The organism is Pedobacter fastidiosus, assembly GCF_014306625.1.
GTDB lineage: Bacteria > Bacteroidota > Bacteroidia > Sphingobacteriales > Sphingobacteriaceae > Pedobacter > Pedobacter fastidiosus.
Genome location: NZ_JACRYL010000009.1, coordinates 90,050 through 103,197, shown reverse-complemented (window position 1 = coordinate 103,197; position 13,148 = coordinate 90,050). Strand labels below are relative to the sequence as shown.

General features: G+C 36.2%; 15 protein-coding genes. 6 read left to right on the top strand and 9 right to left on the bottom strand.

Annotated elements, in window-relative coordinates; translation table 11 throughout:
- Positions 1–28: 28 nt before the first annotated feature.
- Together H7U22_RS11620 and H7U22_RS11615 are read left to right on the top strand one after the other, a co-directional pair.
- Entirely contained in the window at positions 29–811 is a 783-nt protein-coding gene (locus H7U22_RS11620; protein ID WP_187071527.1) for a 3-keto-disaccharide hydrolase, read from the top strand.
- Between the two features lie 108 nt (positions 812–919).
- A complete protein-coding gene (locus H7U22_RS11615; RefSeq protein ID WP_187071526.1) occupies positions 920–1,516 on the top strand; it encodes a TMEM175 family protein in 597 nt (198 codons plus the stop codon).
- Positions 1,517–1,519: 3 nt separating this feature from the next.
- Here H7U22_RS11615 and aat read toward each other — a convergent pair whose 3' ends face one another.
- Entirely contained in the window at positions 1,520–2,155 is a 636-nt protein-coding gene (aat, locus tag H7U22_RS11610; RefSeq protein ID WP_187071525.1) for a leucyl/phenylalanyl-tRNA--protein transferase, read from the bottom strand.
- 74 nt (positions 2,156–2,229) lie between these two features.
- Between aat and H7U22_RS11605 the strand changes: the two genes are divergently transcribed.
- Positions 2,230–3,672, top strand: a complete 1,443-nt coding sequence (locus H7U22_RS11605; RefSeq protein WP_187071524.1) for a DUF1800 domain-containing protein — start codon at positions 2,230–2,232, stop codon at positions 3,670–3,672.
- Between the two features lie 84 nt (positions 3,673–3,756).
- Positions 3,757–4,956, top strand: a complete 1,200-nt coding sequence (locus tag H7U22_RS11600) for a DUF1501 domain-containing protein (RefSeq protein WP_187071523.1) — start codon at positions 3,757–3,759, stop codon at positions 4,954–4,956.
- Between the two features lie 158 nt (positions 4,957–5,114).
- Here the strand turns inward: H7U22_RS11600 and H7U22_RS11595 are convergent, their stop codons facing one another.
- Positions 5,115–5,468, bottom strand: a complete 354-nt coding sequence (locus tag H7U22_RS11595; RefSeq protein ID WP_187071522.1) for a hypothetical protein — start codon at positions 5,466–5,468, stop codon at positions 5,115–5,117.
- A 122-nt stretch (positions 5,469–5,590) separates the two neighbouring features.
- On the opposite strand from H7U22_RS11595, the gene H7U22_RS11590 reads away from it, so the two are divergent.
- Entirely contained in the window at positions 5,591–5,959 is a 369-nt protein-coding gene (locus H7U22_RS11590; RefSeq protein WP_187071521.1) for a YccF domain-containing protein, read from the top strand.
- A gap of 298 nt (positions 5,960–6,257) precedes the next feature.
- Here H7U22_RS11590 and H7U22_RS11585 read toward each other — a convergent pair whose 3' ends face one another.
- Positions 6,258–7,232 (bottom strand): App1 family protein, encoded by a 975-nt coding sequence (locus H7U22_RS11585; protein ID WP_187071520.1) that lies wholly within the window; start codon positions 7,230–7,232, stop codon positions 6,258–6,260.
- A gap of 61 nt (positions 7,233–7,293) precedes the next feature.
- Here H7U22_RS11585 and H7U22_RS11580 point away from each other — a divergent pair, with 61 nt between their 5' ends.
- Positions 7,294–8,148: a diacylglycerol/lipid kinase family protein gene (locus tag H7U22_RS11580; RefSeq protein ID WP_187071519.1), complete on the top strand. Its 855-nt coding sequence runs from the start codon at positions 7,294–7,296 to the stop codon at positions 8,146–8,148.
- Here H7U22_RS11580 and H7U22_RS11575 read toward each other — a convergent pair.
- The 6 genes from H7U22_RS11575 to trpC form a co-directional block, all read right to left on the bottom strand.
- Entirely contained in the window at positions 8,145–8,537 is a 393-nt protein-coding gene (locus H7U22_RS11575; RefSeq protein ID WP_187071518.1) for a hypothetical protein, read from the bottom strand. The two genes, H7U22_RS11580 and H7U22_RS11575, sit on opposite strands and share 4 nt — an antisense overlap.
- Positions 8,538–9,191, bottom strand: a complete 654-nt coding sequence (locus tag H7U22_RS11570; protein WP_187071517.1) for an energy transducer TonB — start codon at positions 9,189–9,191, stop codon at positions 8,538–8,540.
- Positions 9,192–9,340: 149 nt separating this feature from the next.
- The gene (locus tag H7U22_RS11565) at positions 9,341–10,027 is read right to left on the bottom strand and encodes a peptidoglycan DD-metalloendopeptidase family protein (RefSeq protein WP_187071516.1); all 687 of its coding nucleotides are present in this window, start codon (positions 10,025–10,027) and stop codon (positions 9,341–9,343) included.
- The gene (gene rbfA, locus H7U22_RS11560; RefSeq protein ID WP_187071515.1) at positions 10,028–10,414 is read right to left on the bottom strand and encodes a 30S ribosome-binding factor RbfA; all 387 of its coding nucleotides are present in this window, start codon (positions 10,412–10,414) and stop codon (positions 10,028–10,030) included.
- Positions 10,415–10,522: 108 nt separating this feature from the next.
- Positions 10,523–11,719, bottom strand: a complete 1,197-nt coding sequence (hflX, locus tag H7U22_RS11555; RefSeq protein ID WP_187071514.1) for a GTPase HflX — start codon at positions 11,717–11,719, stop codon at positions 10,523–10,525.
- Positions 11,720–12,303: 584 nt separating this feature from the next.
- Positions 12,304–13,086 (bottom strand): indole-3-glycerol phosphate synthase TrpC, encoded by a 783-nt coding sequence (gene trpC / locus H7U22_RS11550; RefSeq protein ID WP_187071513.1) that lies wholly within the window; start codon positions 13,084–13,086, stop codon positions 12,304–12,306.
- Positions 13,087–13,148 lie beyond the last annotated feature (62 nt).

Sequence of the window (13,148 nt, the reverse complement as noted above, 5' to 3'; positions counted from 1 at the left end):
GTTAACTTTAGAAAGTTAATCCTTGAATATGAACAAATACGCATTATTATTTATTCCGGCATTTTTTGCAGTAGAAGCAATGGCGCAAGATAAAAAAGTAGATCCTGCCAATGATCCTAAAACTACAGAGGTTTGGGAACCCGTTCCGAAAGTAGTTTCACCAGGCAAACTTCCCCAAGAAGCACCTTCAGATGCCATTATATTGTTTAATGGAAGAAATTTAGATGCTTGGCATTCGGTTAAAGATCCATCTAAGCCTGCCTCATGGACAATTGATGATGGCTTCTTCACTGTAAAAAAGGGAACTGGAAATATCGAAACCAATAAAAAATTTACCGATTACCAACTTCACATGGAATGGAAAATTCCAGCGAATATTTCAGGCGAAGGTCAGGCAAGAGGAAATAGTGGCGTCTTTTTAGCCTCAACAGGCGGTGGAGATGATGGCTATGAAATCCAGATTATGGATGCATACAAAAACAAAACCTACGTTAACGGGCAGACTGGAAGTGTTTACAAACAAGCAATTCCTTTAGCTAATGCAAATAAACAACCTGGAGAATGGCAGTATTATGATATCGTTTGGAATGCACCTCGCTTTAACGAAGATGGAACTGTTAGTAAACCAGCAAGCGTTACCTTATTTTTAAACGGCGTGCTTTTACAAAACAACTTCATATTAAAAGGAGAAACGAGATATATTGGTGCTCCTGCTTATAAAAAACATGGCCCAGCTTCAATTAAACTTCAAGATCACGGAGATCCAAGTCCGGCGATAAGCTTTAGAAACATTTGGGTTAGAGAATTATAATAGCCAAAAAACCTTAAAACGAACCTGCAATATTTAAACATTGCAGGTTTTTGTTTTTTAAACTAATTTGGTTGATAATTGTAAACAAACTGAACCCAAACAAATTTTATGAACAAAGGCAGACTAGAAGCATTTAGCGATGGGGTAATTGCAATTATCATCACCATTATGGTACTCGAAATTAAAGTACCAGAAGGCGAAAGTTTAATGACTTTAAAACCGCTGATCCCAAAGTTTATAAGTTATGTTTTGAGCTTTATTTATGTAGGTATTTATTGGAACAATCATCATCATTTAATGCATGCTGTAAAAAAAGTTAGTGGCGCTATGCTTTGGGCCAACCTTAACTTTTTATTTTGGCTTTCATTATTTCCGGTTGCTGCAGGATGGATGGGCGAAAATCATTTTGCCTTATGGCCAGTAATTATGTACGGAGTTGTACTTTTTCTCGCTGCGGTTTCCTATACTTTACTTGTAATTGTGATCAAAAAAACGGAGGGTCAAGATTCTTTAATTGTTCATGCAATTGGCAATGATGCTAAAGGAAAAATCTCTTTATTGTTCTACATTACAGGTGTCGGCCTAAGCTTTATAAACCCGTGGATTGGTGTTTCATGTTACTTTTTAGTCGCTTGTATTTGGTTTATTCCCGATAAAAGAATTGAACACGCCATGCGCCAACAAGAATTATTAGATAACAAATAAAATTTAAATGGCTTTTTGAAGAATAGATGTATATAGTTCCCGTTCTATCATTTCAGCGCCCATACTCATTAAATGGTCGTTCGGCAACTGGCAATCAATTAAATCAAGATCTGTTTTACTTAGGTAAATTAGTGCTGTTTTCGACGCATTGCTTACGTGGCTAAACATACTTTCGCCACAAAAAACACGGTTAATTTTTATTCCATATAAACCCCCGACTAATTTTTTATCGAGCCACACTTCAACACTGTGGGCAAAACCTTTTTTATGTAAATTGATGTAGGCGTTTTGCATTTCGTTAGTTATCCAAGTTCCATCCTGCCCTATCCTTGGTGTATCAGCACAATTTTTAATTACGGCTTCAAATGCAGTATTAACTGTAACCTCGAAAACATTTTCTTTTAGAATTTTTTTCATGCTTTTGCTTATTTTAATTCTCTTCGGATAAATTACGCAACGCTGATGTGGTGAATACCAAAGGATTGGATCGTCTTCGCTGAACCAAGGAAAAATGCCGTTTGAATAGGCAAGGAGTAATCTCTCTAAACTTAAATCGCCACCAATAGCAAGCAAGCCATCCTCTTCTGCTAAAGCAGGATTTGGGAAACTTAGATCATCATCAGCGAGTTGAAAAAACATAGGTGAAAATAAGAAAGAAAACAAACATTAAACCCTAGCGTTTAAATTATGTCATACTGTTAAAATCGTCCACTATGAACGCGAAAGATAATTTCCTAAAAGTAAAACATCTTTACAACCGTGCAGGCTTCGGCATTTCCTATCCCGATTTACAAAAACTAAGCAGAAAGAACATCGATAAAGTTGTTGATGGATTATTAAAAAAATCTAAAAATGATGATAATATAACCTTGGTTAATGATGTTGAATCTAAACGCCAGTTATTGGCACAAGCTGGTCTTTATTCCAAAAAAGATTTAACGGATGAGGAAAAGAAAATGCGACAGGATATTGTGCGCATGCAGAACGAAGTTAGTCGCGATTTGAACATAGGCTGGGTAAGCAAAATGATTAATACTGATGCGCCTCTGAAAGAAAAGATGACGCTTTTTTGGCATGGGCACTTTGCTTGTAGAAGCAACAACCCATACTTTGCACAACAGCTTAACAACATCCAAAGAGAAAATGGTTTAGGCAGTTTTAAAACTTTATTAGTAGAGGTTTCCAAATCTCCTGCCATGTTGCAATACCTCAATAATCAACAAAATAGAAAGGGCAGACCAAATGAAAATTTTGCTCGTGAACTGATGGAGCTTTTCACCTTGGGCCGAGGAAATTATAGTGAACAGGATATTAAAGAATCTGCCCGTTCATTTACAGGTTGGCAATACGATAAAGATGGTGGATTTATTTTTCGTCCCAATCTTCATGATGACGGAACCAAAACTTTTTTCGGTAAAATTGGAAATTTTCAGGGTGAAAACATCATCGATATTATTTTAGAAAAACCAGAAACTTCACAGTTTATCGCTCGTAAAGTTTATAAGTTTTTTGTTAACGATAATCCTAACGAAGAGCAAGTTAAAGAATTGGCAACCCATTTTTACAATTCGAAATATGATATTTCGGAATTGATGAAAAAGATGTTCACTTCAGATTGGTTTTATGCTCCAGAAAATGTGGGTACAAAAATTAAATCGCCAGCAGAATTTCTAGTCGGTTTAAGTCGCGAGTTTTATGTTACCTACAACAAACCACAGGTTTTAATTCAGTTACAAAGTAGCCTTGGTCAATATTTATTTAATCCACCAAATGTTGCAGGCTGGCCCGGCGGACAAAGCTGGATTGATAGTTCCTCCTTAATGTTGCGGATGCGAATTCCTTCCCTAGTTTTAAATGATGGCGAAATAGATTTTAGTGGCAAGGCAGATCCAGAAGATGAAGCTGTAATTGCGTTGAGCAGAGCAGGAACAAATAATGCTAATGCAAGTATTAAGCCAAAATCTTACGTAAATGCAAACGCAGATTGGCCGAAGTTTTTAGATACGCTCCCTAAAGGATTAACCCCACTTGAACTCACTGAATTTTTATTGCAACCAAAATTAAACGATAAAATAATCAAGATGGTGAGCGATAATAAAGGTTTAAGAAGCACGTCGGTAGAAATTACCAGCCTGCCAGAATATCAACTTTGTTAAAAAAATTATAGTTGATGACTTGTTGGCTTTTGTGCCAAAATTAATATCTATCAACTATTAACCGTTTAATCAAAATTTAAAAAGATGAACAGAAGAAATTTTCTAAGAAATACAGGTTTTGTTGCAGCGGGTTCGTTATTTGTTCCAGCATTCATGAAACCGCTCGAAGCCATGGCTTTAGATGAGTTGAGTTTATATAAAAATTTGGTTGTGGTACAGCTTTCTGGAGGTAACGATGGTTTAAATACTGTTATCCCATTCGGGAATGATATTTACTATCAAAAAAGAAAAAGCATCGCTATCCAGCCAGATCAGGTAATTAAATTAAACGATATGCAAGGCTTAAACCCAAATATGGCCGCATTGCAAGAAATTTACGATCAAGGTTGGATGACGATTATCAATGATGTTGGCTATCCAAATCCCGATCGTTCGCATTTCCGTTCGATGGATATTTGGCAAACCGGAAGCGACAGCAATCAGTTTCTATCAACCGGTTGGATTGGCCGTTATTTAGATAGTAATTGCCAAACCTGTAAATTTCCATACACCGCAATAGAAGTTGATGATTCTTTGTCGCTTGCTTTAAAAGGACAGACGAAAAAAGGAATTGCTTTAAAAGATCCCGCAGCTTTGTTCCGCAATACGAACGATCCCTTTTTCAAAACGATGATTCAGAATGATAAAGAGCATTTAGATGAAGATAATTTAGGTTATTTGTACAAAACAATGATCGAAACTTCTTCATCCGCAAGTTACATTCAAAATACCTCAAAGGTTTATCAATCCAAAGCAACCTATCCAAATACTGGGTTTTCAAATCAGCTTAAAACGGTTTCTAAATTTATTTCCTCAGGGTTAAAAACTAGGGTTTATTATGTTTCTTTAAGTGGTTTCGATACTCATGTTAACCAAACCAACCAACAAGGCAATTTGCTTAAACAATACAGCGAGGGCATGGCCGCTTTCTTAAAAGATTTAAAAGCCAACAATAAGTTAGAAGATACTCTGGTAATCACCTTTTCTGAATTTGGCCGTCGCGTAGAACAAAATGCAAGTAATGGAACCGACCACGGAACGGCAAATAATATGTTCGTTTTCGGTGGCAGGTTACAGAAAAAAGGAATTTATAATCCAGCTCCAAATTTAGGCGATTTAGATACCGGAGACTTAAAATATCAATTGGATTTTAGGCAAGTTTACGGAACAATTTTAGATAAATGGCTCGATGTGAATAATGCTGATATCTTAAATAAGAAGTTTAATACTTTAGATTTTATTTAACGGTAGAAAAGCAATACCTGTTTTCTATCGGCTTGTTTCTCTCCCGCTACACATTACAACGCCAGCAATAGAAAAAATTGCTGGCATTTTCATTGCTATCGGGTTTATTTAACTTCGGCTTGTTCAATAAAGCAAGGTACTGCCAGCCTGTGTAAAAATTACTTTCTCTTCAAAATATAAACCGATCTGCCTGAGTCTTTTCCGTTTTGTTCGGAGTAAGCTTGAAACAGTTCATATCCATAATTCTTCATTTTGTTTACGCAATCAATTGCAGAGTTAAATGCTAGCTTTTTACCGTCTGGCCCTTTAATGTAGGCATCATCAAGATATTCAGCCTTTTGTCCAAAGTGCAGTGCAATCCAAATATTATCATTAAACGTGGAAGTAACAGCTCTAATTTCGATGTAATCTGAACGGATATCGCTCAGTTTTGTTCCGCTTACTGTTTGAGCCTTTATATTAGAAAATGCAAGGCAAGTGACGACCGTCGCCAATAAAATTGATTTTTTCATTTTAATAGGTTTTAATTTGTGTGTTATTGTAATTTAGGAAGAACTTCAAAATTAAAAAAGCCCATTAGCATTTTTCCGCGTAACAATTCTGGTTAAAACAAATCTTAAATAAAACACAAAAAATGAATTTTATAGGCAACATCATCTGGATAATTTTTGGCGGGATCTTTATTTTCTTTGAGTATATTATCGGTGGATTAATTCTCTGCTTAACAATTGTTGGCATTCCATTTGGCATTCAATGCTTCAAATTTGCTATTGTAGGCTTAGCTCCTTTCGGTGTTAAAATAACGGATACCTCTTCTAATACGGGTTGCCTTTCTACTATAATGAATATCATTTGGATTTGTTGCGGTGGTTTTTGGATTGCACTGACACACCTATTCTTTGGCTTGTTGCTTTGCATAACCATTGTTGGAATTCCTTTCGGTCGCCAACATTTTAAATTAATGAACTTGGCTTTTACGCCATTTGGAAAATCGATTTCTTAAGTATCTTATTTACGCTTCGTTGGTCGAGATTTGCAATCTCGTCCTATGGAATTGTGGATTTGTAATCCACCATAAAACCAGTTTTTCCTTCGCTGGTCGAGATTTGCAATCTCGTCCTATTAAGTTGTGGATTTGTAATCCACTAAGAAGTAACTATACATATCAAACAGCAATCTTTCAGAAGAACATTTAACCTGAGTTAAATAGACCCGATTGTATTGAAGCACCCGATTTTTCATCGGAGCGAAAAGAAAAGCGGGACTACCGAAACCGATTAGCACTGAAACTGCTCTCCAAATTACTGGATTAATCCTATAGTTTTTGAATGTACAATAGCTTCTTCGCTATTGTTAAAAAGGCAAGCATGAACCTTTTGAGATTCTATTTTTTGCAATAACAGCCTCGTTTCAGCTTCTTTCTCTGGGCGGATATTTCTAATATAAACCGCCTCGATATTTTGCGGATATTTTTCTACAATTACAGCATAAATGGATGGGTCTTGTTGAGAATTATCGCCAAAGAAAACAAACTTTTGATTCGGAAAAACATCTAAAATTCGCATAACTCGAAGTAATTTTCCCTCATGACCAGTTTTACCTGTTTTAACTAAATCTTTCCATCGCTTCAAAGTATTCAAAAGAAAAGCACCATCTGGTAACTTATTAAATTTGAAGGTTTCGATTAAATAATCGTATAAATTCCACTCGCTACTGCTTACATAAAAAAATGGATTTGGCTGATTTTCGGAAGTATGGGAAAGCGCCAATTGCTGATAGTGGCTCGGTGCATTTGGAAAGGTTTTACGGGTGTGTGGATTTTTAATAAACAGCTCTCGCAAACGCCGACCAATTGTTGCTGAGTGTGAAATCACAACGGTATCGTCTACATCAGAAATAAAAGCATATTGCGTAATATGCGGTACATAAATTTTTCCCGTTCCAACATTTAAAACTTGATCATCTTCTGTTAGGGCTTCAATCGTGACATCGTGCCAGCCTGCAGGTACTTCTGTTTCTGCTTCCCATTCGAACTTAAAAAACCCATCGCCTTCGGTTTTATTGTAAATTGTTTGTCCTAAAAACTGCAATTTGACCTTAACAAAAGGATAGGGTTTAAGAATAAAAAGCTTTAAAAGATGAATTATATTAACAAATAAATTATTGCTGTAAACCTGGTTCGCTTTGGCCTTCCGTTTAAAAACATGACCATAAACCACCAAATTATGGGTATGGCCATAACCGTGATAAACTTTTACACTTACAGATTTATTCATTATAGTTAAAACAGAGTTTATTTAAAGTTGTTTGTGTTGTAAAATCATTAAGGTTAACCGCATGAAATTACTATTCATTATCAACCCGGCTTCGGGCAGTCACGACATTAATTTAAAGGAAGTAATTTCTACTCATTTCAGCAAAAAAGAAACTGAAATTGATTTATTTGAACTGCCGGAAGATTGCTCTTTGGAGAAGATTAAGAAACGAATTAAAGATTCTAATGCCGATCGAGTTGTTGCTGTTGGTGGAGATGGAACCTTAAAATTGGTAGCCGAATGTTTATTAAAAACGGATATACCAATCGGAATAATTCCAGCTGGTTCTGCCAATGGAATGGCAAAAGAACTGGGCATTCCAACCGATATAGAACTTGCATTGGATTTAGCCGAAAGTGGTACGCCAAAAAAGATTCATGTAACAAAGTTGAATGATGAAATCTGCATCCACTTATCAGATTTAGGCTTTAATGCTTACTTGGTTAAAAAGTTCGATACCTTGCCAGAGCGAGGAATGTGGGGTTATGCAAAAGCAACTTGGCATGCCTTATGGAATCATAAAAGAATGGAGGTAGAATTGAAATTAAAAGGTGAAACCGTTAATTCTGCGGCTGCAATGGTTGCTATTGCCAATGCAACCATGTATGGCTCTGGCTTAAAAATAAATCCAGATGGAAAGTTAGATGATGATCTTTTTGAAGTGGTTTTAGTGAAGGATTATTCCTATCTGGAAATCATAAAAATTTGGCTTACCAAATTACCTTTTAACCCCAAAAAGATTGAGATTTTTCAAACATCAGAAGTTAAAATTATATCAAAATATAAGGCTCACTTTCAGGTAGATGGCGAATATATCGGAAAGGTAAATACTGTAGAAGCGAAAATTATTAAAGATGCGATTGCAGTTATTGTTTAGCTCAATTCTTTCCGATGAATTTTGATGGTATAGTACAATCTGAAGAACTCGGCAACGAAACACAGTTTAAAAAATATCTCGAACCATATTTCTTTAAGGTTTAACAATTCGGGAAGAAGGGTTATAAAACCGATCGAAAATACCCAAACTACTAATCGAAATGGGAATTGAATGTAATAGGCAATAAAGCCAAACTTTCTAAAGAGGAACAATCCAACTGCAGAAACAAAAAGGGAAAGGAATAATGGCAAAGTTAAAACCACTCTAGCCTGTGATAAAAGTTCTTGAGGGATTTCATTTAAATGCGTAATAATTCCCCAAAAGGGCTGGGCAAGCAATACGATACTTATAACATCTAAGAGCGCAAAAATTTTAATTGTGTATCGCATTTATTTACAATATTGAGCAATGTATTTATCGGCTTTCGCACTTCCTACATTTTTAACAAAGGAAAAATCTTCGCAAGCACCCTGTTTATCGCCTTGTTTAATTTTTTTTAAACCGTCTTTAATGCGGTCATCCAAATAATCATCATCTATCCCAAGCTGGTTTTTAATGGCGATAATTTGCGCTTCCTGTCCGGGTTTTGCAAGTGTTATATTTTTATAAAAGTTGATTACCGTTTTGGTTAAGTTCTCATCGGTTTCGTAAGCTTGGATGGCTTCACGAATATCAGCATCGCTTTTTCCCTCGCAGTTATAACCCGATAACTTAAAATTAACAGGCACAATTACCGAAGTTGTGGTATCGTAACCCATTGGAACTTGCCATTTGCCACTACTTAAGCGAACTAAGCGCAAAGCTTCTTCATCCAGTTCGGTTAAAATTCCTTTGGTAACTTTTGATGAATACACTTTCCCATCCTGATCCAATTTGAAGCTGATATTTACCGTTCCCTGAATACAATTTTGCTTTGAAAAAGGAGGATAAACGGTATTGTCTCGTAAAAAATTCACGAAGCCTGCCTTACCCGTTTTAAACTGCAACTGAGCTACAGCAACTGTACAGCAAAACATTAAACATAAAAACAGTAACTTCTTCATTAAGCTAATTTACGGTTTCTAAAAAGCTTTAATGCAAAGAAAATAAAGTTTCTCGCAACGAAGAGAAGAGTTTTTAGGAATTAAAGAGAAGAGAATTAATAACATATTTAAACTTTGTGATCCTTGTGTCTTTGTGGTTAAAATCTAAATTAACCAAATGAATAATTCAAAATCAAATTCGGATCTGGGCAATTGGCTAAATATTTTTCGCGTTCGCTAAATTTACAAACACCAGGATAATCGCCTTTTAAACCTTGAAGATCTTTAATTAGCTGGAAATGTAAATGTGGTGGCCAGTATCCATTTTCTTCTTTAGCTCCAAGTTCGGCAATCTTATTTCCAGCAGGGATAAATTGACCTTCTTCTAAATTATTTAAAGATGCCAAACTCAAATGACCGTACAATACATTGAATTTGAAGCCATCGATTTCGTAAGCCAAAATTATCGTTGCACCATAATCTCCAAAGTTATTGTTATTGGCAAAACTCTGAACTGTAGCATCATAAAAAGTATAAACAGGCGTTCCAGCCGGACCCCAAATATCTACCCCTAAATGTAAGCGACGAGGTTCTTCACCAGTATCAAAGTGCGCACTTCTGGAGTAAATGGTTCTATGCTCACCATAACCTCCAATGCCATAACGAGCATTATGATCCGTGAGTTTCTGACTCACCCAAGTAGAGAACAAATCCGTATTATCCAAGATCTGATCCGTAAGCTCAGTATTCGTAGCTGTAAAATCTAATGGTAAAAGTTGATCAGAAACCACATCAAAATCAACGACTTTAAGAATTGCCGATGCGTTTGATTTTATAATTTGATCGAAAGTTTTCATTTAAGAAAGATCTTCGCCGTCCTCTTCTTTTTGTCTTGGCTCTTTAGCAATCTTTTCAAAAAGATGATCCATTTTCTCTACATACTCATTGGTATCATCAACAAAGAAAGTTAACTCAGGCACAACTCTTGCCTGATGGCGAATTCTAGCCCCTAGTTTATATCTGATTTCTCCAGTATGCGCATTAACTGTATTAATCGAAAGTGTGGTATTGGTGGTATTAAAAAAGCTTAAATAAACTTTTGCCACAGATAAATCTGGCGATACCCGAACACGCGTAATCGTTACCAGTGTATTTGGCAAAAATGCACCACCCTCACGTTGAAAAATTTGTGCCAATTCTTCCTGTATTACTCCTGCAAATTTTTGCTGACGTTTACTTTCCATAATATTTTCCTCTTCGTCATTGCGAGGCACGAAGTAATCTTAAAAGCAATCGCTTAAATTTTGGCGTTGTAAGATTGCTTCGTGCCTCGCAATGACGGTTTAACTTAACTAATATAACAAATTATTATCATAGGGATATCTCGCCGTATGGATCTCCTTAACCTTATTGTATAACAATGTTTTAAACTCTTCTATATTTTCCTTTTCTGTTGCAGAGATAAACAAAACAGGCGTTTTTCCATGACTCATCCAGCTTTTCTTAAAATCAGCCAAACTCATTTTCCCTTTCTCAAAGGCGACTAAATCATCTTCCTCAGGTGCGACATAAGCATCAATTTTATTAAAAACCAAAATCATATCCTTATCAATTGCACCAATATCTTTCAATGTTTCGTTAACAATATGAATCTGATCCTCAAAGTTTGGATGCGAAACATCAACCACGTGAATTAAAACATCTGCTTCTCTAACTTCATCTAAAGTAGATTTGAAACACTCTACCAAATGGTGAGGTAACTTGCGAATAAATCCAACCGTATCCGACAATAAAAACGGCAAATTCTCAATCACCACCTTTCTAACCGTAGTATCTAAAGTTGCAAACAACTTATTTTCAGCAAACACTTCCGATTTCGAAAGCATGTTCATAATCGTCGATTTACCAACGTTTGTGTAACCAACCAAGGCAACGCGAATTAGCTGACCACGATTTTTTCTTTGTGTTTCATTCTGTTTATCAATTAAGCGCAAACGCTCTTTTAATAACGAAATTTTGGTTAAAATAATCCGTCTATCACTTTCAATCTGCGTTTCACCTGGCCCACGCATCCCAATACCACCTTTTTGGCGTTCCAAGTGCGTCCACATACCTGTTAATCGTGGTAATAAATATTGTAATTGCGCCAATTCTACCTGCGTTTTTGCCTGTGCAGTTTGGGCTCTATTTGCAAAAATATCGAGAATTAAATTACTTCTATCCAAGATTTTCACACCGATTTCACGCTCAATGTTTCTCAGTTGAGATGGTGATAATTCATCGTCAAAAATAACCACATCAATCTCTTCGGATTTTACAAAACCCTTAATTTCTTCCAGCTTTCCTGTACCTACAAAAGTTGCACGCTCAGGCTTCAACATCTTCTGTGTGAAGTTTCTTTCCACCACACCGCCAGCTGTTTCAACCAAAAAGGCCAACTCATCTAAATATTCTTTTGTTTGCTCTTCCTTTTCGCCAGGGGTAATTACACCCACCAAAATGGCTCGCTCCTGCTGAACAGCAGTATCATATAATTTTTGTTTTCCCATGTAATTGTAGCAAACTTAGATAAAATTGCTACAATTATAGTAGCAAATAAGCAATTTTATCGTTCTCTCCTTAACCTTTAAATAACAATTAATTTTCTTAAGGAAAGATACGAATTTGCTGTTCGTAATTCCATTTACAAACCAATTCGATGCAATAAATGTTTTTTATAAATTTGAAAGTGAAAGCCAGTAGCTTTTGGCCAATACAGCCCCGCTTTTTGTTGCAAGTTTTTGTGCGATGCCATCCTAAACCTGTCGAAAGGCGCAACAAAAACTTTCCACGTCAATCGGGCTTATTGAACTTTGGAAACTGCTGTTATTCGAAGCCTGTTACTTAGCCAGCCAATAAAACCAGTATTTGGTCGGTGAGACACCAACCGATAGGAATATGGATTACAAATCCACTCTTATACTAAGTTCGAGATGCGCTATGCTTAACATCTCGAACAGCGATGTTCCATAAATTGCTTCGGTCGTTGAAATACCAACCGATAGAACAAGCGCTTTAACATTGCTTCGTGCCTCTCAAGTACTAAAGCCTAAATTATCCGTGCATTCAGTGTTTCCGTGGCAAAAATTTATGACTACATCTCTGCTACAAATTCCTTTATCGCTTCACCCGGATTCTCTGTTTTCATAAAATTTTCTCCAATTAAAAATCCATTAAACCCCGCGGTTTTCAAATCTTTAATAATAGCCGGATCACTAATCGCACTTTCAGAGATCTTCAAAAACTCATTCGGAATCTTATTTACCAAATCAAAAGAAGTTTGAATGTTAACCGTAAAATCTCCAAGGTTTCTATTATTTACACCAATAGCATCCAAATTCGGGGAAATGCTTCTTTCAAGCTCTTCCAAATTATGAACTTCTAACAGTACATTTAAACCTAAATCATGGGCAAATTTTCCGAAATCATGAATTTGTTTTGGAGTCAAAATGGAAGCGATTAATAAAATAATATCAGCGCCCCAAGCTTTTGCTTCCAAAATCTGATATTCATCAATCATGAAATCTTTTCTCAAAATCGGAATATTATTTACCGCTCGTGCCGAAAGAATATCAGCCATTTTACCACCAAAGAAATCCACATCAGTTAAAACCGAAAGCGCCGAAGCGCCAGCATTGTTGTAAGCTTGTGTTACTTCAGCAACACCAGCAACGCCATTAATTAAGCCCTTAGAAGGCGAACGGCGCTTGAACTCCGCAATAATTCCAGTCCGATCTTCAGCCAGTAAAAATTCCTTGAAAGAGTAAGGCGTACGTTTAAAATATTCAGCCTTTTCTAAATCCTGTATAGAAACCAGTCGCTTTGCATCGGCAACTTCTTCTTTTTTTCGTAATACGATTTTATCTAAAATATTCATATTCATATATTGCCGTCATTGCGAGGCACGAAGCAATCTAACTCACAAATGAGATTGCTTCG